At 29.1% G+C, this 19,070-nt stretch carries 19 protein-coding genes, 3 tRNA genes and 1 other annotated feature; of the genes, 3 read left to right on the forward strand and 19 right to left on the reverse strand.

Features of this window, described 5'->3' with window-relative positions; all coding sequences use genetic code 11:
• Positions 1-71 precede the first annotated feature (71 nt).
• The 13 genes from ytxC to KQI41_RS13155 form a co-directional block, all read right to left on the reverse strand.
• Positions 72-923, reverse strand: a complete 852-nt coding sequence (ytxC, locus tag KQI41_RS13095) for a putative sporulation protein YtxC (protein WP_154439841.1) — start codon at positions 921-923, stop codon at positions 72-74.
• Positions 924-989: 66 nt separating this feature from the next.
• Positions 990-1,730, reverse strand: coding sequence for a DUF6873 family GME fold protein (locus KQI41_RS13100; RefSeq protein WP_154439840.1), 741 nt, complete (start codon positions 1,728-1,730; stop codon positions 990-992).
• Between the two features lie 489 nt (positions 1,731-2,219).
• Complete coding sequence (locus KQI41_RS13105; protein ID WP_154439839.1) at positions 2,220-2,402, reverse strand: hypothetical protein; 183 nt, start codon at positions 2,400-2,402, stop codon at positions 2,220-2,222.
• Positions 2,403-2,685: 283 nt separating this feature from the next.
• Positions 2,686-2,760: transfer RNA gene (locus KQI41_RS13110), tRNA-Cys, on the reverse strand.
• A gap of 38 nt (positions 2,761-2,798) precedes the next feature.
• Positions 2,799-2,873: transfer RNA gene (locus KQI41_RS13115), tRNA-Gly, on the reverse strand.
• A gap of 110 nt (positions 2,874-2,983) precedes the next feature.
• Positions 2,984-3,059 (reverse strand) — tRNA-Phe (locus tag KQI41_RS13120).
• Between the two features lie 195 nt (positions 3,060-3,254).
• Positions 3,255-4,136, reverse strand: coding sequence for an Hsp33 family molecular chaperone HslO (gene hslO, locus KQI41_RS13125; RefSeq protein WP_154439838.1), 882 nt, complete (start codon positions 4,134-4,136; stop codon positions 3,255-3,257).
• A gap of 22 nt (positions 4,137-4,158) precedes the next feature.
• Positions 4,159-4,899, reverse strand: a complete 741-nt coding sequence (locus KQI41_RS13130) for a class I SAM-dependent DNA methyltransferase (RefSeq protein WP_154439837.1) — start codon at positions 4,897-4,899, stop codon at positions 4,159-4,161.
• 21 nt (positions 4,900-4,920) lie between these two features.
• On the reverse strand, positions 4,921-5,127 hold the full coding sequence (locus tag KQI41_RS13135) for an alpha/beta-type small acid-soluble spore protein (protein WP_154439836.1): 207 nt from the start codon (positions 5,125-5,127) through the stop codon (positions 4,921-4,923).
• 107 nt (positions 5,128-5,234) lie between these two features.
• A complete protein-coding gene (hpt, locus tag KQI41_RS13140; RefSeq protein ID WP_154439835.1) occupies positions 5,235-5,759 on the reverse strand; it encodes a hypoxanthine phosphoribosyltransferase in 525 nt (174 codons plus the stop codon).
• Positions 5,760-5,941: 182 nt separating this feature from the next.
• Positions 5,942-6,616: a single-stranded DNA-binding protein gene (locus KQI41_RS13145; protein ID WP_154439834.1), complete on the reverse strand. Its 675-nt coding sequence runs from the start codon at positions 6,614-6,616 to the stop codon at positions 5,942-5,944.
• Positions 6,617-6,812: 196 nt separating this feature from the next.
• Positions 6,813-7,454 carry a hypothetical protein gene (locus KQI41_RS13150; protein ID WP_154439833.1) on the reverse strand — a complete coding sequence of 214 codons (642 nt, stop codon included), beginning with the start codon at positions 7,452-7,454 and terminating at the stop codon, positions 6,813-6,815.
• Between the two features lie 20 nt (positions 7,455-7,474).
• A complete protein-coding gene (locus KQI41_RS13155) occupies positions 7,475-8,251 on the reverse strand; it encodes a polysaccharide deacetylase family protein (RefSeq protein ID WP_216585463.1) in 777 nt (258 codons plus the stop codon).
• A gap of 204 nt (positions 8,252-8,455) precedes the next feature.
• Here KQI41_RS13155 and KQI41_RS13160 point away from each other — a divergent pair, with 204 nt between their 5' ends.
• Together KQI41_RS13160 and KQI41_RS13165 are read left to right on the forward strand one after the other, a co-directional pair.
• A complete protein-coding gene (locus tag KQI41_RS13160; RefSeq protein ID WP_154439786.1) occupies positions 8,456-8,668 on the forward strand; it encodes an alpha/beta-type small acid-soluble spore protein in 213 nt (70 codons plus the stop codon).
• Positions 8,669-8,777: 109 nt separating this feature from the next.
• The gene (locus tag KQI41_RS13165; RefSeq protein WP_154439785.1) at positions 8,778-9,326 is read left to right on the forward strand and encodes a DUF4364 family protein; all 549 of its coding nucleotides are present in this window, start codon (positions 8,778-8,780) and stop codon (positions 9,324-9,326) included.
• On the opposite strand, the gene KQI41_RS13170 is transcribed toward KQI41_RS13165, so the two are convergent.
• The 4 genes from KQI41_RS13170 to pgsA form a co-directional block, all read right to left on the reverse strand.
• A complete protein-coding gene (locus KQI41_RS13170) occupies positions 9,318-10,247 on the reverse strand; it encodes a YncE family protein (RefSeq protein WP_154439784.1) in 930 nt (309 codons plus the stop codon). The two genes, KQI41_RS13165 and KQI41_RS13170, sit on opposite strands and share 9 nt — an antisense overlap.
• A gap of 127 nt (positions 10,248-10,374) precedes the next feature.
• Positions 10,375-11,667, reverse strand: coding sequence for a bifunctional folylpolyglutamate synthase/dihydrofolate synthase (locus KQI41_RS13175; protein ID WP_154439783.1), 1,293 nt, complete (start codon positions 11,665-11,667; stop codon positions 10,375-10,377).
• Positions 11,668-11,680: 13 nt separating this feature from the next.
• Entirely contained in the window at positions 11,681-14,332 is a 2,652-nt protein-coding gene (locus tag KQI41_RS13180) for a valine--tRNA ligase (protein WP_154439782.1), read from the reverse strand.
• Between the two features lie 233 nt (positions 14,333-14,565).
• Positions 14,566-14,777, reverse strand: a binding site (T-box leader).
• Positions 14,778-14,811: 34 nt separating this feature from the next.
• Positions 14,812-15,360, reverse strand: a complete 549-nt coding sequence (gene pgsA / locus KQI41_RS13185; protein ID WP_154439781.1) for a CDP-diacylglycerol--glycerol-3-phosphate 3-phosphatidyltransferase — start codon at positions 15,358-15,360, stop codon at positions 14,812-14,814.
• A gap of 108 nt (positions 15,361-15,468) precedes the next feature.
• Here pgsA and KQI41_RS13190 point away from each other — a divergent pair, with 108 nt between their 5' ends.
• A complete protein-coding gene (locus tag KQI41_RS13190; protein WP_154439780.1) occupies positions 15,469-16,464 on the forward strand; it encodes an ABC transporter substrate-binding protein in 996 nt (331 codons plus the stop codon).
• A 407-nt stretch (positions 16,465-16,871) separates the two neighbouring features.
• Here the strand turns inward: KQI41_RS13190 and KQI41_RS13195 are convergent, their stop codons facing one another.
• Positions 16,872-18,089, reverse strand: a complete 1,218-nt coding sequence (locus KQI41_RS13195; RefSeq protein WP_216585464.1) for an IS256 family transposase — start codon at positions 18,087-18,089, stop codon at positions 16,872-16,874.
• Positions 18,090-18,223: 134 nt separating this feature from the next.
• Positions 18,224-19,060: a carboxylating nicotinate-nucleotide diphosphorylase gene (gene nadC, locus KQI41_RS13200; protein ID WP_154442471.1), complete on the reverse strand. Its 837-nt coding sequence runs from the start codon at positions 19,058-19,060 to the stop codon at positions 18,224-18,226.
• Between the last annotated feature and the right edge of the window lie 10 nt (positions 19,061-19,070).

Consider the following 19,070-nt stretch of genomic DNA (forward strand, 5'->3'; position numbering starts at 1 on the left):
ATTATAATAACAGATAAAACTATTATTTCCAATTATTTTTAAAGAAAAAGAAGTTGATTAAATCAACTTCTTCACTTGCCTTTTTTAACTTTAGTCTTTATTTCACATTTTTCACATCCATGACAAAATTCTATTTTATCTCCAAATACTTTTGAGATTACTGAAATTAATTCCTCTTCTTCTCCTTCTTCAATATGAATCTTTATTTTTAAAGGAGAAATCACTATTAAGGAACTTACTAAAAGATCAGCTTTACTTATATCCTTATAAAATTCTTCTTCTGGTGTATACTCTAACAAACCGTTTTCTATTATATTATTGTCCTGATCCAGCAGAAAATAATCATTATTTTTAATTATTACATTAACTAACTCATATTTTGGTTCCTGTACATCTACAAAATATTTAAGCATATTCATAAACTCTTGATATTCCTTTTCCACTTCAAATTCTCCTATGGATTTTTCAATTGAAATATCAAGTATATATATATATCTTCGTAATCTAAAATTCATAAATCCATCTATTATTATATGGTTATTTTCAATTATATGGTTAAGAATTTCTTCATTAATTTTATTTTTTTCTTTTATATAATAATTTTGGTTCAATATAGTTGAATGAGCAGAGGCAAATATTATTTCTTTATCAGCAGAAGAATAGTTACCACATATTTTTAATACTCTATCTATAATTATAGGTTTAATATATATTTCCAAAATAATATCTTGAATTAAATTAGCTATCGCTCTATAAAAAGCAATATCTTCTATATTTCTTTTATTATTTAAAGTAAATTCAAATTCATACCTTTCTTGATAGTCTTCTTCTCTAATAGTTACTTTAGAATCGGAGAAATACCTATTTATTAGATTTTGTACTTCATCTTTTTTTAGATTTCCACCAATTTTTATAGCCTGCATTGTATCACTCCCTTCTTTTACTAGTATGTACTTAGAGAGTAGACATATACAATATAAAGACTTACTCTAATGGTAATTTAGAGTAATAATCGTACCAATATCTAGTAGTGTTTTTTGAGATAAAAAAATTAATTCTACTCTATTATCCAAAAAAAAATTAAAAATTTCCGTTTTATTAGGATGCTCATTTAAAGTACCAGATATAATAGATTTTTTATTGTATAAACTTCCATTTGTTCCACCTATGAAACCATAATTTTGATCTTTTAATATAATATTTCCTGGATTAACTAGTAAAATTTTATATCCTAAATCAGTTAATCTTTTATACATAGGATAATCGGAAGTTATTGCTGAATCTTCTCCAACTACAGCTAGGGAACATTTGCTATATCCTTGCTTTACATTTATAAACTCTATATTTTCTTTTTTTAAATAAAATTTCAAGACATTATCTGTGTATTTAAAATTATGAATTGCAATTCTTGAAAGTCTCCCTACATTATATGCAATATCGTCAGGATATTTACAACCCAAATATTTTTCTCCTTTAATTAATTTTATACCTGTACCTTTTAACTCTTCCTTATAATAGTCAAATACATTTGGAGCTATAACTAAAGTATTGTGATTCAATGGATGAATTACAATATCTGGATGATACGAAATACTCTCATGAACTTCATTACATTTTATAGTTTTTATTATTTTCAATCCCAATTTTTTTAAATTATTTTCAATTTCTTCATCTATTCTTCTATCTACAATGACTACATCAGCCATATATTTTGGAATAAAAGGATTCATATATTGTCCTCCTTAAATTTTCAAAGAAAAAAAATCTCTGAGATTTAGTCTCAGAGATAATCTGGAATCCTTATATGGATTTAAACTGAAAGAAAAACTTTGCAGTTCTATATAAACTCCAAATTTAATTCTCTAATATTTAATAGCAGTCTTAAATATAGTTAATTTCTTGTTCTCTATTTTACACCTTATTATTATATAATATTTTCTGCTTTTAATAAATATATTCAGAAAAAAGATTAGGATTAAGTTCTTAATCTAATAAACTTTTTAACACTTTAGGAAGGTTTCCTTTATTAATTTATATCTGAACGTAAATTCTACATAAATAAGAATTTATAAAATCATAAGATAGGTGTTTTTTTAACTCCACAATAAGAAATGCTAAAGATTTTTCTTTAATCAATGTGTTATATATAACAAATACTCCTTTCCATCAAGTGTAAAAATAACACACAAATAGGAAAGGAGTATTTAAATATAACTTTGTTACGGTCCTATAGGATGTGGCTTGTCTGGATCTTGCCAAGGTGGCTTAGGCTTGCTTCCACCACCCTCTTCTTCTCTTGCAGGTGGTCCTGGATTTGCATAACTAATCATAGGTGCAATTTGCATTAGAGCTACACAGCTAAGACAAAAAATTAAGAACATCTTCTTTAATTTACTACCCATATAATTATCCCCCTTTCATAAATATATTTTACCATAAAGTAAACTATAATTATTCAATAATCGTTCAACACTTTCTTGCAATTAAAAACAAAAAATACTATATAATCTTATTATAAATACATAATACTATAACACTATGGGTCTTTTAGTATTGGTTAGAGTGGCTTTTATATAAATAAACTTCATACTCAAAGAAAGTTTATTTATATAAAGTATTTTTGTTTAGAATAAAAATAGAACAGATTGGAAAATCCAATCTGTTCTAAATCTTATAAATATTATTTGGAGGCGGCACCCAGATTTGAACTGGGGAGTAAAGGTTTTGCAGACCTCTGCCTTACCACTTGGCTATGCCGCCAAATATAAAGCCCTAAGTACTTAGGGCTTTATAAAATATGGAGCGGAAAACGAGATTCGAACTCGCGACCCTCGCCTTGGCAAGGCGATGCTCTACCACTGAGCCATTTCCGCAAGAGATATTACCTTTACTATGATAGCATAGGTTCCTAAATAAGTCAATACTTTATTGAAACTTTTTTGTAAAATTTGGCTTTCTAGACTCTATACCATAAAATACTACATGGTGCCCGAAGCCGGAATCGAACCAGCGACACGTAGATTTTCAGTCTACTGCTCTACCGACTGAGCTATCCGGGCAAATTAAGCTAAATTATTAGCAGATGATACAGATACCTTCTGCCGAATATGTTCATCAAGGACTAAGCGAGGTACACAAAATCGAAAATCACGATTTTGGTCCCCTGCTTATACCGACTGAGCTATCCGGGCAAATTTGAAAGCAAAGCTTTCACTTTGCTAATCACAACAATACCAAGTATATATTAATTTCTATTATTTGTCAACTATTAGTTCTTCCAATTCTTCTTTTGAAAAATGATACTTTGTATTACAGAAGTGGCATACCATTTCTGCTTCTCCATCCTCATCTATAATGGCTCTTATTTCGTCTTTTCCTATACTAGTCAAAATCCTTTCAAGCCTTTCTATTGAGCAATCACAGGAGTATTTTATTTCTACTTTATCTAATACTTCCATCTCAAATCCTTCTAATAACTCATTCATTATATCTTCTGGCGATAATCCCTTATCTATTAAAGTTGATACTGGTTCCATTTTACTTAAGGTTTCTTCTATTTTAGTTATATCTTCATCGGACACATTAGGCAATAGTTGTATTATATATCCGCCTGCCGCTCTTACAGAAATATCTTTATCTACTAATACTCCTAAACCTACTGCTGAAGGCTGTTGTTCTGATATTGCATAATAGGCTGCTAAGTCTTCTGCTATTTCACCAGATACTAAATTAGATTGCCCTATATAGGGGTCTTTAAGACCTAAATCCATAATAGTTGTAATTGTACCATTATGACCTACAAGTTTACCTACATCTAATTTACCATCTATTTCTCTAGTTTGAACATCAGCATAAGGATTATCCACATATCCTTTAATTATACCTTGATTATTTGATACTATCATAATGGTTCCTAGTGGTCCATCTCCAGCTATCTTTAAAGTTAATCTATCCTGTTCATTCTTCATCATCACTCCCATCATAGCACCTGCAGTTAACGCTCTACCTAAAGCTGCAGTAGCCGTTGGAGAAGTATTGTGAGCAACTCTTGCATCCTCTACCATGTTCGTAGTAGCCGCTACAAATATTCTTATGTTTCCTTTTTTATCTATGCCTCTTATTAAATAATCCTTCATTCCAGTCCTCCTAAGTATATAATTATTTTATAGCAATAAAGTTTATTCTTTCAGTTTCTTTTCTTATTTTCTCAAACCCAAAAGCTTCAAAAGAATCTATGGTTTTAAATCCAGCTTCTTTAAGTAATTCTATTATTTCATCTTCCTTATAGGCCTTTTCCTTATGTTCTTCATCAAATCTTTCAAAACACTCCCCATCATTACTACAGAAAAAAGTTAAATAAAATTCACAGATTTCTTCACTGTCATCATAGTAGTTTTGCCAAGAATAAAATACATCTTCTCTATCTTCTATAAAAGTATTATTCCCTATTATATGTTTCAACTTATAATGAGAGTTAATATCAAATATAAATATACCATTATCTTCTAAATGATTCCATACATTTCTAAAGACTTTCAGTAAATCTTCTTTTTCTGTTATGTAATTTATACTATCGCATATGGATATAATTGAATCAAAAGACTCATTTAAATTAAAATTAATCATGTTCTGATTCATCAATCTTACGTTTTTAAATTTTCTAAGTTTATCATAAGCTCTAGATAGCATGTCTGAGGATAAATCAAAACAGGTTAATCTATACCCTCGCTTTGCAAGATAATATGAAAGATTTCCAGTTCCACAAGCCATTTCAAGAATTTTTTTTGGTTCTCTATTATATTTTTTAAATATTTTTTCTATGTAATTAAACCAATCTTCATAATTAAAATCTATCATTAATTCATCATAGATATTAGCAAATCTATTATAAATATCCATTTTCGTCCCCCTTTTTGTTATTTATTCTTTCTTTTCTTCAGTAGTTTTGTTCATTTCTCTTTTTCTAACAGTAATTAAGCCACCTATTCTGCCTGATTCTTTAGCAGTTAATCCTCCCCAGCCTACATCATTTATCTTATCTGTTAGTCCTAGTTCTTCTGCTATTTCATACTTTAATTTATCCTCTAGAGTTTCTATCTTTTTCTTTTTTTCTCTTTTCTTCTTCATATTTATCCCTCCTAAACTTATTATTAGGAAGAACCCCTTCTTTTATTCCTAAAGGATAAAAATTAAATAACAATTCACCTACAGAGTAATTTCTGTAGGTGAATTGTTTAATCAAAAGTAAATATATATGGGATATTTCTATAATGGTCTCCGTAATTAAGTCCATATCCTACTATAAAAACATCTGGTATACTAAAACCTACAAAGTCAGGTTCTAAGTCTACCTTTCTTCTACTAGGTTTATCTAACATTACACAAATCTTTACTGAGTTTGGATTTTTTAGACCTAAAGTTTCCTTTACTTTCTTTAGTGTATATCCAGAGTCAATAATATCATCTACGATTAAAACATCTTTCCCCTCTACATCCGCTCTTATATCATGTACAATTTCCACATTGCCTGAGGATACCTCATTATGTCCATAACTTGCAGTTGTCATGAAATCAACTTCAACAGGTATGGATATTTCCCTGACTAAATCTGAAGCAAAAATAAAACTACCTCTAAGTAATGATACCACTATTAAATTTTTATTATTATATTCTTTAGATATGATTTCTCCTAATTCTTTAACACGAGTAGCTATACTTTCTCTACTATAAAGGGTTCTTTCTCTTTTGTTGCCTTCCAAATTATTCTCTCCTTTCTCCTAAGTTAATATAGTTTGAACTTCTTAATAGAATTTTTCTTATATCCCTAATTTCCCTTAATATAAGATTAAGTGTATATTGAAGACTTACTAATATTATCAATATTATAGCACTAAATATGAATTTTGTATCCATAAATTATCTTATCCTTTCAGTTTGTACCTTAAGCTTCTTCTTCACATAGTTCCAATCTATTATTATCATTTTCAACATACTCTAGCTTTGACACAGATACTTCAAATGCGATCCTTCTTTCCAATTCTCCATTAGGAAGTTTCTTCTGATATTCCCTGCTTTGAATTCTCCCCCAAAGTTTAATATGATCTCCTACTAACATCTTTTCACAAAATCTTGCATTTCTTCCCCAAGCAATAGATGGTATATAGTCAGACTTATTATATGATCTGTTTACTGCTATTAAAACATCTGTTATCTCTCTTCCAAAAGGAGTAGTTCTATAGATTGGCTTCTTACATATATACCCATCTAAATAAATTTCATTGGGTTTTCTCAATGCCTCTTCCAATTCTTCTTCCTCTGGTATATAGATTTCTTTTGTAAATATGGTTAATACTAACCTATTGCTATTGTCAATATATCTGTTATAAGACCTTAATTGTCCTTCTATTATAACATATTGTCCAATAGATAAGTCTATATCTACCATAAGTCTTTCTGAAACCGTTATTGGAAGAATGTCTACAGAATCACTTAATCTAGGTACTTCAATATCTAGATTATAAAATCCTTCTCCATACATCTCATGACTAAAACTCTTGTCGCTTGCCACTTTCCCAACTAATCTTACAATATTTGTTTCTACAGTCTTATCAATCATTACTAATGTCCCCCTCTATTCCTATGTTTTTTAAATCTATATCTAATATATTCCAGTAGATAAAACAATATGAATAAAAAATAATAGATATATCAAATTTATCATTTGTATATATCTATTATTAGACATAGATTTAAAAAATCCTTCTTTTTTTATAATTTTTGTTAAAAAAAACTCAAATTTATTTAAATTCCTTTTATTTTATACTTTTGTTAATATAAAATCTGGTAAAATCCTTTAGAGAAAATATATCTATATCCATTAACAAACTAGTAGTAATAGTTGCTATAACACCATATATATCAAGTTTATCTCTAGAATTAATCTTTATAGGCAATTCATAGGGTTCTATTATATTTCCATTTATGGTTTTGATTTCCCTTTGAAAGCATATATTCCCTTCTATTATATCGTCAATATTATAACTAGAAATATTTATACTTGCCTTATTATTGAAACCATAACTTATAATTATTGACTTTAGGTTATTTTCTAGTAAACGATTCCAGTTTTCTTCATCACAGTTTACAATTATATATTCTGAATTATTGAATATATTTTTAGTATTATGATCTTCATAACTCTTTGTGTTTAGAAATGTATGAATAATTATATTAAATTTAATATCCATATTTCTTATGGAAGATATTAGTTCCTCTTTTATATCTAATAAAAGAATATTACTATATCCTTTATTTAATATTATTATATTTTCAGAACTATTTGTATATAAAGTTTTATATTGAAATTTACTAAGGATTTCTTTTAGTAGTTGAAAGCTTATTCTATTTTTTATCTCTTCTATTACTCCAATTACTATTATCTTTTGCTCTTTCATATATCTCCCTCAATCATCCTTTATTTTTGTAAAATCTGTCTTCCCGTATTATCCATTATAAAATTTTCTTTATATATTAATTCGGAAATAGGAACAATTTCATAGCCGTCTTCTTGTAACCTTTCTATGACTAAAGGCAAATATTCTTTTATATACTTTGCATTATTATGAAACAATACAATAGAACCATTTCTTACATTTCTAGTTACTCTGTCTACTACTGGCTGAACTCCAAATTCTTTCCAGTCTAGGGAATCTACATCCCATTGAATGGTATAGTATCCATTTTTTCTAGCCGTCTGTATTACTAAATCATTATAATCTCCAAATGGAGGTCTAAATAAAGTAGGTTTTTTTCCTGTCAAATCTTCTATTTTTTTCCCTACGGTATTTAATTCTTCTGCTATCTTTTCTTCACTTAATTGACTCATGTTAGGATGAGTTGTTGAATGATTTTCAACATCATGACCCCTTTTTGCAATTTCTTTTACATGCTCTGGAAACTTTTCAACCCAAAAATCAACTAAAAAAAACGTACTCTTTATTTTATATTTGTCTAGTGTATCCAATATTTCATTAGTATATTCATCACCCCAAGCTGCATCAAAACTAATACTAATTTTTTTATCTGGTGTCTCTACACTGTATATTGGTAATTCTTTAGTTGGAGCAAATACTGTAGCAATATTTCCTGTAGTTTTAACAGTAATATATACTAAAAAAACTAATGCTACACATAGAACTATTAACAGCCTAATAGTAATATTAATATCATTCTTATAATACCTGTTTTTCATATCTCCACCTCCAAATACTTATATATATAATTTATTCAGAAATAAGATTTATATTACTTAACTTTATAAAGGCAAACTTATGATTATTTCCCAATTGGTTATTTTTATACATTTTTAAATTAATTACCAGTATATCTACTTCCAAAAGGGTTATATTAATACCACAACGACAAAATAAGTTGTTGAATTAAGGAGGTTTGAAAAATGGCTAATAACAATAATAGTAATAAAATAGTTGTTCCAGAAGCTAGAGCAGCCTTAAATCAAATGAAATTAGAAATAGCAAATGAATTAGGAATGTCAAATTATGATTCAATAGATAAAGGTAATTTGACTTCAAGACAAAATGGTTATGTAGGCGGATATATGGTTAAAAAATTAGTTGAATCTGCTCAAAATCAATTAGCTGGAAAATAATTTAGTTTAAAATAATATTTTAAAATAGAGAAGTGGAATTCCACTTCTCTATTTACTATTTATTATGCTATAATATATTCATGTAATACATGAAAAGAGGTGTTAAAAAATGTTTATAGAGAACACTGAAGAATTAGCACAAAACAAACTCCTTTTATTATATTTAATAAGATTGTCTGATAAGGAATTTACAAATTCTGAAATAACAGAATTTGTATTAGAAAAGAACTATATGAATTTTTTCTTAGTACAACAATATTTAAGTGAACTAATTAATTCTAATTTTATCCAAATAGAAAATAAGGATTCTAAGGATGTATATATACTATTAGAAAAAGGAGAAATAGCTTTATCTTATTTTGAAGAAAGAATTCCAGTTAAAATTAAAGAAGAGTTAAATAAAGAATTTAACAAATTAGAAAAAGAGAAGAAAGTTGAAACACAAGTAGTTACAGATTATTTTCAAAAAAATAATAATTTATATGTGGTAAATTTAAAGTTAGTTGAAAATGAAGATACTTTATTTAGTATTTATTTAGATGTAGCCACAAAAAAACAGGTGGATTTAATTTGTGATAAATGGAAGAAGAATCCTGAAGCTATTTATCAAAATATAATTAATATACTTACAGATGAACAAACCACCCCATTAGAGTAGGAGAATCCCATTCGGTTCTTTTCCTACTCTAATGTTTTTTATACTTAAACCATTTAACTCTTGAATCACACTTAAATTATCATCTAAAATATTGGTGATATAAAGATTTGTCTTTCCATTCCATTTAATATTATTCGGCATCCCACCTAAGTAAAATCTTGAAATATTTATTTCTTTACCTATGGATATTCTATAAATATATCCATTTTCCACATTTGAAAGATAAAATAAATCTTTACCTTTTATTTTTACAAAATTAGCATATATGCCTTTTAAATCTATACTTATTTTTGTCTTGTTGTTTTCTGTTTCTATTTCTGATAGATTACTATAGTTGTCAGTTCCATTTCCTTTATATGAAAGAATGAACAATCTATTATTTTCTATTATCATTTTTATGGGTTGCTTAGTTAAAATTATAGAGGAAATCTTTTCATTATTTAAATCCAAAATATTTATTGTATAACAATTTCCATTGGCAATAAATACTTTTAAACCTATTTCATCAATTTGAATATCAGTAGGTCTTTCTCCTACAGATATATCTTCTATTAATGAAAATGTATTTTCATCAACTACAGAAATAGAGTTGGAATCACTATTTGCTATATAAATTTTACCTTGAAACTTTTTAATAGAAGTAGGATTTTTACCTATTTTAATGAATCCCAGCAGCTCCTCACTTACTAAATCTATTTTCATAATAGAATTATCATAGGAATTTGTAATATATATGTTTTCTCCTTCTCCTTTAATCATATCATAAGGTCCTAGTTTGCTATTTTCCAATATGGAATTGTCTATTTCTTTCCCTGTAAGTTTAGATAAAAGTATGGTTTTAGACTTAGAATCATCTTTAAAATCTTTTAAAGTTAAACTATCTTCACCAGTGTTGGCCACTAGTATTCTATCTTCATTCAATATATCACCCCCTGTATATGTAATTTATGCAGGTAAGTATATATTGGTGAAATATAAAAAAGGCTTGTAAATAAAGCCTTTTTTTGAAAATCATAAAAATTTATGTTATAAGACTACTGTAGAAAATCTACAGTAGTCTTATTAAAGTTCTTACTTCTCCTATTAAATACAAAGAACCACCAAATACTATCATATCATCTTCTTTGGCTAATTCTAAGGTTTTTTCTATGGCTTTCTTTATATCCTTTTCTACAAAAACATTTTGATTGTATTTAGATATTTCCTTAGCTAAGTCTTCTGCATCTAACTTTCTTGGCATATTTACCTCTGTAGCTATAATTTTATCTGCTAAAGGTGCCAATAGCTCAACCATATGTGATGAGTCTTTATCTTTTAATATTCCCAATCCAAGAATTAGTTTGTTATACTTAAATAGACTAAGAGCCTTCTTTAATTGCTGGATTCCTTGAACATTATGTGCTCCATCTATTAAAAATGTTGGGTTATTTCTCATTACTTCCAATCTTCCAGGCCATTTTGTTTTTTCTAATCCTACCCTAATTTGTTCTTCTGAAATATTCACTAGTTTCTTTTCTCTTAAAATCAATAATGTAGTTAAAGCCAATGTGGCATTATAGACTTGATATTCACCTAGCATAGATATTTTAAGAGATTGTAGCTTTATATTTTCATAGTTGAAGTCAAAGATACAACCTGAAATATCTATTTCTCTAACTACAATATTTTCCATAGGACATAAATAAAAATCTGAGTTTTTTTCTTCTGCAACTTTCTTTATAACTTCCAATGCCTCTATTTCTTGAGGATAAGATACTACTATGCTATTTTCTTTTATTATTCCTGCTTTTTGATAAGCAATTTTATCTAATGTATCTCCTAAAACATCAATATGATCATAATCCAAAGTAGTAATTATTGATGCTAAAGGTGATGAAATAACGTTAGTGGAGTCATATCTACCACCTAAACCTACTTCTAAAACTACATAATCAACTTCCTCCTCTTTAAAAAACATAAAACCTATGGCAGTAACTATTTCAAAAGTAGTAGGATGTTCATAGCCTTCTTGTACCATAATATTAGCTTTTTCTTTAATAACTCCAGTTATTCTTCCTAATGTATCATCTGGTATATCTTGTCCATTTATTTGAATACGTTCATTAAATCTTTCTATATAAGGTGAGGTAAATAGCCCCACCTTATAACCACCTGCTTCTAGACAATGAGCCATATAAGACGAAGTAGAACCCTTTCCATTGGTTCCTCCTATATGAATATATTTTAATCCTTCTTGCGGGTTTCCTAAGAGACTCATAAGCTTTCCTATTGAATCAAGTCCAAGCCTTGAACCATATTTATCTTTATCATTTATATATTTTAAAGCCTCTTGATATTTCATTTTGCCCTCCCGTTTATTTATTAGATTGTATGCTTTCAAGTCTTTCGATTACATTTTGAAGCATTTCTTCATATTTTCTTTGTTTTTCTTTTTCTTCGTTCACTACTTTTTCAGGAGCCTTTTTAACAAATCCTTCATTAGATAATTTGCCTACTACCCTTTTTATCTCACCTTCAAGTTTTTCCTTTTCTTTTTCCAATCTTTCAATTTCCTTCTCAAAATCAATTAAATCCTTTAAAGGTAAAAACACTTCACATTTATCTAAGACTACAGAAATATTATCTTCTCCTATACCTTCTTTTGTATCTATTACTTCTATTTCATCACTTGATGCAAGATTTAAAAAATATCTTTTTCCATTATTGATGATATTTTTTATATTTTCATCTTTAGTCACAAATATTTGTTTAGATTTTCTAGAAGGTACAATATTCATTTCTGCTCTTGCATTTCTTATACCCTTTATTCCTGATTTAATAAATTCAATTACTTCTTCTGATTTGGGGAAGTTAAATTCTTCCTTATATACTGGCCAATCACTTAATATTAAAGGATTATTGTTATCTGGTAAATGCTGCCAAATCTCTTCAGTAATAAATGGCATCAATGGATGAAGCAGTTTTAATATATCCTTTAGAACAAATAATAAAACTTTTTCTGCTGTTTCTTTACTTTCTTTATCCTCACCATATAATCTAGATTTAACCATTTCTATATACCAATCACAGTATTCATCCCAAATAAAATCATATATCTTTTCTGCCGCCATACCTATTTCATACTTATCTAAATTTTCTGTTGCCTCTTTAATTACAGAATTTAATTTAGATAAAATCCATCTATCCTCTTCTTCTAATTTATCTAAAATTAGCTGTTCTTTAGCCACATTTTCTTCAAGATTCATTAAAACAAATCTAGTGGCATTCCACAATTTATTGGCAAAATTTCTATTGGCTTCTACTCTTTCAATATAGAACCTCATATCATTTCCTGGGGAATTCCCTGTAACTAACGTAAATCTAAGCGCATCTGCACCATATTCATCTATTATCTCCAATGGATCTATACCATTTCCTAAAGATTTACTCATCTTCCTTCCTTGTGAATCTCGAACAAGTCCTGTAAAGAATACATCTTTAAATGGAACTTCTCCCATTTGTTCCATACTTGAAAATACCATTCTAACTACCCAGAAAAATATAATATCGTATCCAGTTACTAATACATCTGTTGGAAAAAAGTAACTTAAATCTTCAGTTTTCTCTGGCCAACCTAAAGTAGAAAAAGGCCATAAAGCAGATGAAAACCAGGTATCTAATGTATCAGTATCTTGATGTAACTTTGTACTATTACATTTACTACACTTTTCTGGTTCTATTCTTGATACTATAATCTCATCACAATCTTCACAATAATATACGGGAAGTCTATGTCCCCACCATAATTGTCTAGAAATACACCAGTCTTTTATACCTTCTAACCAATTTACATAAACTTTACCAAATCTTTCAGGTATGAAGTTTAGTTCTCCTCTTTTATATGCTTCAAGGGCTGGTTTAGCTAAGGTCTCCATTTTTACAAACCATTGCTTTGAAATAAGAGGTTCTACAATAGTAGTACATCTTTCACAATGACCTACTGCATTTTGATGATCCTTTATTTCTACTAAATATCCTTGTTTCTCTAAGTCTTCAACTATTTTTTTTCTAGCCTCATATCTTTCTAATCCTTCATATATTCCACCTTTAGAACCAATAGTTCCATCTTCATTCATTATTATATATTGACCTAAATTGTGTCTTTCTCCTACTTCAAAATCATTAGGGTCGTGGGATGGAGTTATTTTAACTGCCCCTGTTCCAAATTCCATTTCTACATAATCATCTGCTATAATAGGGATTTCTCTGTTCATAAGAGGTAGAATCAATATTTTTCCCACAAGGTCTTTATATCTTTCATCCTCTGGATTTACAGCTACAGCTAAGTCTCCCAACATAGTTTCTGGTCTAGTCGTTGCTATAACTATAAATCCATCACTATCCTTAATAGGATATTTAATATGCCATATACTGCCATTGGAATCCTCATGTTCTACTTCTGCATCTGATATGGCTGTTTTACAATTTGGACACCAGTTAATTATTCTATCTCCTCTATAGATTAATCCTTTATCGTATAATCTAATAAATACTTCCTCTACAGCCTTGCTTAATCCTTCGTCTAAAGTAAATCTATCTCTATTCCAATCACAGGAAACTCCTAGTTTTTTAAGTTGATTTTTTATTGTATTCCCATATTTGTGAGTCCAATCCCAAGCTTCATCTAAAAATCCATCACGACCTAATTCTTCTTTAGATTTACCTTCTTTTTTAATTTTCTCCACTACTTTTGCTTCAGTAGATATACTAGCGTGGTCTGTGCCTGGCAGCCATAATGCTGAATATCCTTCCATTCTCTTCCATCTAGTTAAAATATCTTGAATAGTATTATTAAGTGCATGACCCATATGAAGATTTCCCGTTACATTTGGTGGCGGCATCATTATTGTAAAAGGTTTTTTAGTTTTATCAACATGAGCCTCAAAATGTCCATTATCACTCCAATATTTATATAGTCTATCTTCAAAGTCCTTTGGATTATAGGTCTTTGGTAAATTTTCTAACATAATATCACTCCTTATTTATATTTACTTAGTTGCTGTGTTAGGTTATTTGCCGCAGTTTCGCAACTCAAATCTATTTACTCCCTATGCTCATATAGATTTGGTGCTCATTGCCTTTTTGTCCAATGAGCGTAGCGAATTGTAGACAAAACGGACAGCCTAGGTGCGTTTGACCTACATCAACTCACTGTTGTTCGCTGTGTTAGGTCATAAAAAAATCCCTTCATCCTTAACACTGTAAGGACGAAGGGTAATTCGCGGTACCACCTTAATTCCATAAAAATCATGGCTCTTAACTAATATAAGGGCTAAAACCCTTCAAGTTTACTTGATTTCAACTTGAATGCTCTAAAGCTACCTTCAGTAAATATTTAACTTAGAGTTTTTCAGCCTAGAACTCTTTCTCTGTAAAGAATATTTACTTACTCCTCTTTATCAAAGCAGAATATAAAATTATTGATTCAATTATATATATATATAATTTATTTGTCAACTATATCATTTAATGTATTATGCCTCATTTTTATATAAATTATAAAGTAATTTATAAAAGCTATAACATTTAAAACTACAGTTAAGAAAAATAAGGTTTTAGATAATAACTCGGGAAATTTAAATACTACAGATAATGTTGCAGCGTAAAAGGATAAAGTTGCTACTTTTCCATATTTATTTGAAGGCATTACTTGTTTTCCTTTAAATAAATACAATATTGCTCCACCTAAAATCATTGCTATTTCTTTTATTCCTATGGCAATTAGTATCCAAGGAGGTATAATTCCTTTTGTAGTAAAGCTAATCAAAATAGTAAATGTCATTAATTTATCTGCAATAGGGTCTAAAACTATACCAAGTTTAGACGTTAAATTATATTTTCTTGCTATGTATCCATCTAAAACATCAGAAATTCCTGCAATAATAAATATGATTCCTGCTAATAAAATATTTTCTCTTAAACTGGAATAAAAAAAGTATAGATATACTGGAATCAATAGTATTCTTAAAATCGTTATCATATTTGGTATATTCATTTAATTCCTCCTAACCTAATAACTAATTTAGTAACCTTTACCCTATTTTAGAATATTATAGCATTAAATAAAGCTTTCGTATACCCATATTATGTTAGGAGGGATAAGATGTTAAGAAAAGTTTCATTTATATTAATCCTAGTGATAGTGCTATCATTTGGATTAGTTGGCTGCAAGAAGAACACAGAGTTACAAACCATTAGGTTAGTTGAAGTTACTCACTCCCTATTTTACACACCACAATATGTAGCCATTACTAAAGGATTTTTTGAGGAAGAAGGACTAAAAGTTGAATTAATCAATGGTAAAGGTGCAGATAAGGTTATGGCTTCTCTATTAAGTAATGAAGCTGAAATTGGATTTATGGGACCTGAAGCATCTGTATATGTATATAACCAAGGGCGAGATAATTATGTAATTAACTTTGCACAATTAACTCAACGAGATGGCTCTTTCTTAGTAGGAAGAGAAAAGGACGATAATTTTACCTTCGATAAACTTAAAGGTAAAACAGTAATAGGTGGTAGAAAAGGCGGTATGCCAGAAATGACTTTAGAGTATGTAATCAAAAGCCACGGACTAGAAATAGGTAAAGATGTAAATGTACGAACTGACATACAATTCGATGTAATGGCTGGAGCATTTGTGGCTGGTGAAGGTGACTATGTGGCATTATTTGAGCCTGTTGCTGCTACATTGGAAAAAGAGAACAAAGGCTATGTAGTAGCTTCCATAGGTGAAGAAGGTGGATATTTGCCATATACCTGTTATTCTGCAACTAAGGAATATATTGAAAACAATCCTGATATAATTCAAAAATTTACAAATGCAATTTATAAAGGTATGGTTTGGGTTCAAGAACATACTAGTGAAGAAATTGCTGATGCTGTAATGCCCCAATTCCCCGATACAGATAAAGATGTTTTAATCTCTTTAATAGAGAGATATAGAGATCAAGACTCTTGGAAACCAGATTTGATTATTACAGAGGAAGGATTGGAACATATGATGAATATTATGGAACTGGCAGGAGAACTAGATCAAAGAGCAGAATACAATAAAATAGTAACTACTGAATTTGCTGAAAAAGCTATGAAAAGATAAAATTATATCGGTAGTGTAAAATAATCTGTGCTTTTATGAAAACAAATGCTCCTTTCTGGTAAAATCAAAAAAGATTTAAAGTGAGAATGTAAATAACTTTGTGCTTTAGAGAGAATCGTTCATCTCTAATCTGACAAGAAATATTAAACTGGATAAAACTTACAACTAAATATCTTGATTTTATCTTTGCCAAGACTATTTTATTTTATGCATTAAAATGAATAGTTTTGGCAATAATTTTATATAAGTGATGCTATGACTTTTTACAAATGGATTTTAGCTTTACTTTTATAAAAAACTCTTTTGTTTTTTAAGGAGTTATAGGCTTTAAATCAGTATTACAAGCTATTTAAACGCCCATAATTCCAGATTTAGAAGGTTTTTATATGCCACTCAGTATAATTACATTAAAGATGGACATTTACTCGTTCTTCAAAGAAGATGGATAGTTGATTTATAATTAAATCCCAGCTTTTATATCTTTTGGTCCATTTCTTTATGGTATTTTGACTAGCTAAGTAAAGTATCTTTTCTAGAGCTTGATCAGATGGGAACATAGTTTTAGTCTTGGTTACTTTTCTTAGCTGTCTATGAAAACCTTCTATTATATTTGTAGTGTACATTATGGTTCGAATCTCCTGAGGATACTTGAAAAATGGAGATAGTACATCCCAATTTGACTCCCAACTCTTAACTGCATGTGGGTATTTATCTCCCCATTTCTTTTCAAGTTCCCCAAGGTTTTCAAGAGCTTCTTCTTCATTTATCGCCTTATATACTGATTTAAAATCATTAGCAAACTCCTTTGAATGCTTGTAACTAACATATTTAAAAGAATTTCTAAGCTGATGAATTACACATCTTTGTATTTCTGCATTAGGATATGCTGCATTTATTGCCTCTTTAAGCCCTGTTAATCCATCTACGCTAAATATTAATACATCTTGTAGACCTCTATTTTTCAAATCATTCAAAACTCCAAGCCAGAACTTAGCTGATTCATTTTCACCTATCCAAATCCCTAAAACATCTTTAAATCCGTCTAAATTAACACATAAAACTACATAAGCTGCTTTGCTTTTTATCTGTCCATCTTCTCTTACTTTATAATGTATTGCATCCATAAATACAAATGGATATATTGGATTTAGGGGTCTATTCTGCCATTCTTTTATATGTGGAATTATTCCATCAGTCATTTTGCTTACCATTTCGGCTGATATTTCTATTCCATATATATCTTTTATTTGTTCGTGTATATCTCTAGTTGACATACCCCTTCCATAAAGAGCTATTACCTTTTCTTCAATACCAGAAATATCTCTTTTATTTTTAGGTATTACAATTGGCTCAAACTCACCATTTCTATCCCTTGGTACTTCTAGTGGAATTTCACCAAATTGAGTTTTTACAGTCTTTTGGGTATAGCCATTTCGCCTATTATCTGTTTGTTTATTCTTTTTATCTCCTTTAGAGTACCTTAATTCTGCCTCAAGTTCTGCCTCTAACATCTCTTGAAGTACATCTTTAAACATATCCTTTAGATATGAATGAAGATCTCCTGGTGTTGTTAAATTTCCATCACTAATCATATTTCTTAAAACTTCTTTTGGTAATGTTGACATAAAAAATTCTCCTTTCTGGTTCAAATCATATTTTGATTCTTGCCAGAAAAGAGAATTTTATTTCGTAAAAGCACAGATTATTTTACATTACCATTAAAAGTCAAGAAAAGAGCATTTGTTAAGTTAGTATCCTCTTATTTTAACACTAAGTTTTTCATGCTTATGTCCAAAGCTTTAACTGAATGGGTAAGCATACCTAATGAAATATAGTCCACGCCTGTTTCTGCTATTTGTCTTATATTATCTAAACTTATATTGCCTGATGCCTCAGTTATGCTTCTATGGTTAATCAATTCTATAGCCTTCTTCATAGTATCCGTGTCCATATTATCAAGCATTATAATATCTACTCCCACATTTAAGGCTTCCTCTATTTGCTCTAGACTTTCTACTTCTACTTCTATTTTTCTTACAAAGGAAACCTTCTCTCTTACTTTATTTACCGCTTTCTTTATCCCCCCAGCTGCTTCTATATGATTATCCTTTATAAGTACTCCATCTGATAAACTAAATCTATGATTATGACCACCACCTACCGCAACAGCATATTTTTCAAGAATCCTCAAGTTAGGAGTGGTTTTTCTAGTATCTAATATTTTTGCATTAGTATGTTTAACTAATTCCACTGCTCTATTGGTAATTGTCGCAATTCCGCTCATTCTCTGCAGAAGGTTTAATGCTATTCTTTCTCCTATTAAAATATTATAAGTACTTCCCTTTAAAATTCCAATAGCCTGTCCAGTTTTAATTGAATCTCCATCTGCTACAAAGAAATCAACCTCTACATCTCCTAAAATATTAAATACTCTTCTTAAAACCGGTAATCCTGCTATTATTCCATCTTCTTTAGATATTAAATCCACATTACATTTACTATCATATGAAACTATAGCAGATGTAGTAATATCACTATAAATAGCATCTTCTATCAGTGCATCTTTTATAATCTGATCTACAATTAACCAATTCATTCTATACTCT

Source organism: Tissierella pigra (genome assembly GCF_018917845.1).
Classification (GTDB): Bacteria; Bacillota; Clostridia; order Tissierellales; family Tissierellaceae; genus Tissierella; species Tissierella pigra.

What these genes read in the sequence shown, in the direction of transcription:
- KQI41_RS13130 (WP_154439837.1), bottom strand. Translation starts at nt 4,899, where the DNA reads ATGGATATTTATAATAGATTTGCTAATATCTATGATGAATTAATGATA.
- KQI41_RS13160 (WP_154439786.1), top strand. Translation starts at nt 8,456, where the DNA reads ATGGCTAATAACAATAATAGTAATAAAATAGTTGTTCCAGAAGCTAGA.
- ytxC (WP_154439841.1), bottom strand. Translation starts at nt 923, where the DNA reads ATGCAGGCTATAAAAATTGGTGGAAATCTAAAAAAAGATGAAGTACAA.
- KQI41_RS13165 (WP_154439785.1), top strand. Translation starts at nt 8,778, where the DNA reads ATGTTTATAGAGAACACTGAAGAATTAGCACAAAACAAACTCCTTTTA.
- KQI41_RS13145 (WP_154439834.1), bottom strand. Translation starts at nt 6,616, where the DNA reads ATGATTGATAAGACTGTAGAAACAAATATTGTAAGATTAGTTGGGAAA.
- KQI41_RS13105 (WP_154439839.1), bottom strand. Translation starts at nt 2,402, where the DNA reads ATGGGTAGTAAATTAAAGAAGATGTTCTTAATTTTTTGTCTTAGCTGT.
- KQI41_RS13155 (WP_216585463.1), bottom strand. Translation starts at nt 8,251, where the DNA reads ATGAAAAACAGGTATTATAAGAATGATATTAATATTACTATTAGGCTG.
- KQI41_RS13150 (WP_154439833.1), bottom strand. Translation starts at nt 7,454, where the DNA reads ATGAAAGAGCAAAAGATAATAGTAATTGGAGTAATAGAAGAGATAAAA.
- KQI41_RS13175 (WP_154439783.1), bottom strand. Translation starts at nt 11,667, where the DNA reads ATGAAATATCAAGAGGCTTTAAAATATATAAATGATAAAGATAAATAT.
- KQI41_RS13195 (WP_216585464.1), bottom strand. Translation starts at nt 18,089, where the DNA reads ATGTCAACATTACCAAAAGAAGTTTTAAGAAATATGATTAGTGATGGA.
- hslO (WP_154439838.1), bottom strand. Translation starts at nt 4,136, where the DNA reads ATGAAGGATTATTTAATAAGAGGCATAGATAAAAAAGGAAACATAAGA.
- KQI41_RS13100 (WP_154439840.1), bottom strand. Translation starts at nt 1,730, where the DNA reads ATGAATCCTTTTATTCCAAAATATATGGCTGATGTAGTCATTGTAGAT.
- nadC (WP_154442471.1), bottom strand. Translation starts at nt 19,060, where the DNA reads ATGAATTGGTTAATTGTAGATCAGATTATAAAAGATGCACTGATAGAA.
- KQI41_RS13190 (WP_154439780.1), top strand. Translation starts at nt 15,469, where the DNA reads ATGTTAAGAAAAGTTTCATTTATATTAATCCTAGTGATAGTGCTATCA.
- pgsA (WP_154439781.1), bottom strand. Translation starts at nt 15,360, where the DNA reads ATGAATATACCAAATATGATAACGATTTTAAGAATACTATTGATTCCA.
- KQI41_RS13135 (WP_154439836.1), bottom strand. Translation starts at nt 5,127, where the DNA reads ATGAAGAAGAAAAGAGAAAAAAAGAAAAAGATAGAAACTCTAGAGGAT.
- KQI41_RS13180 (WP_154439782.1), bottom strand. Translation starts at nt 14,332, where the DNA reads ATGTTAGAAAATTTACCAAAGACCTATAATCCAAAGGACTTTGAAGAT.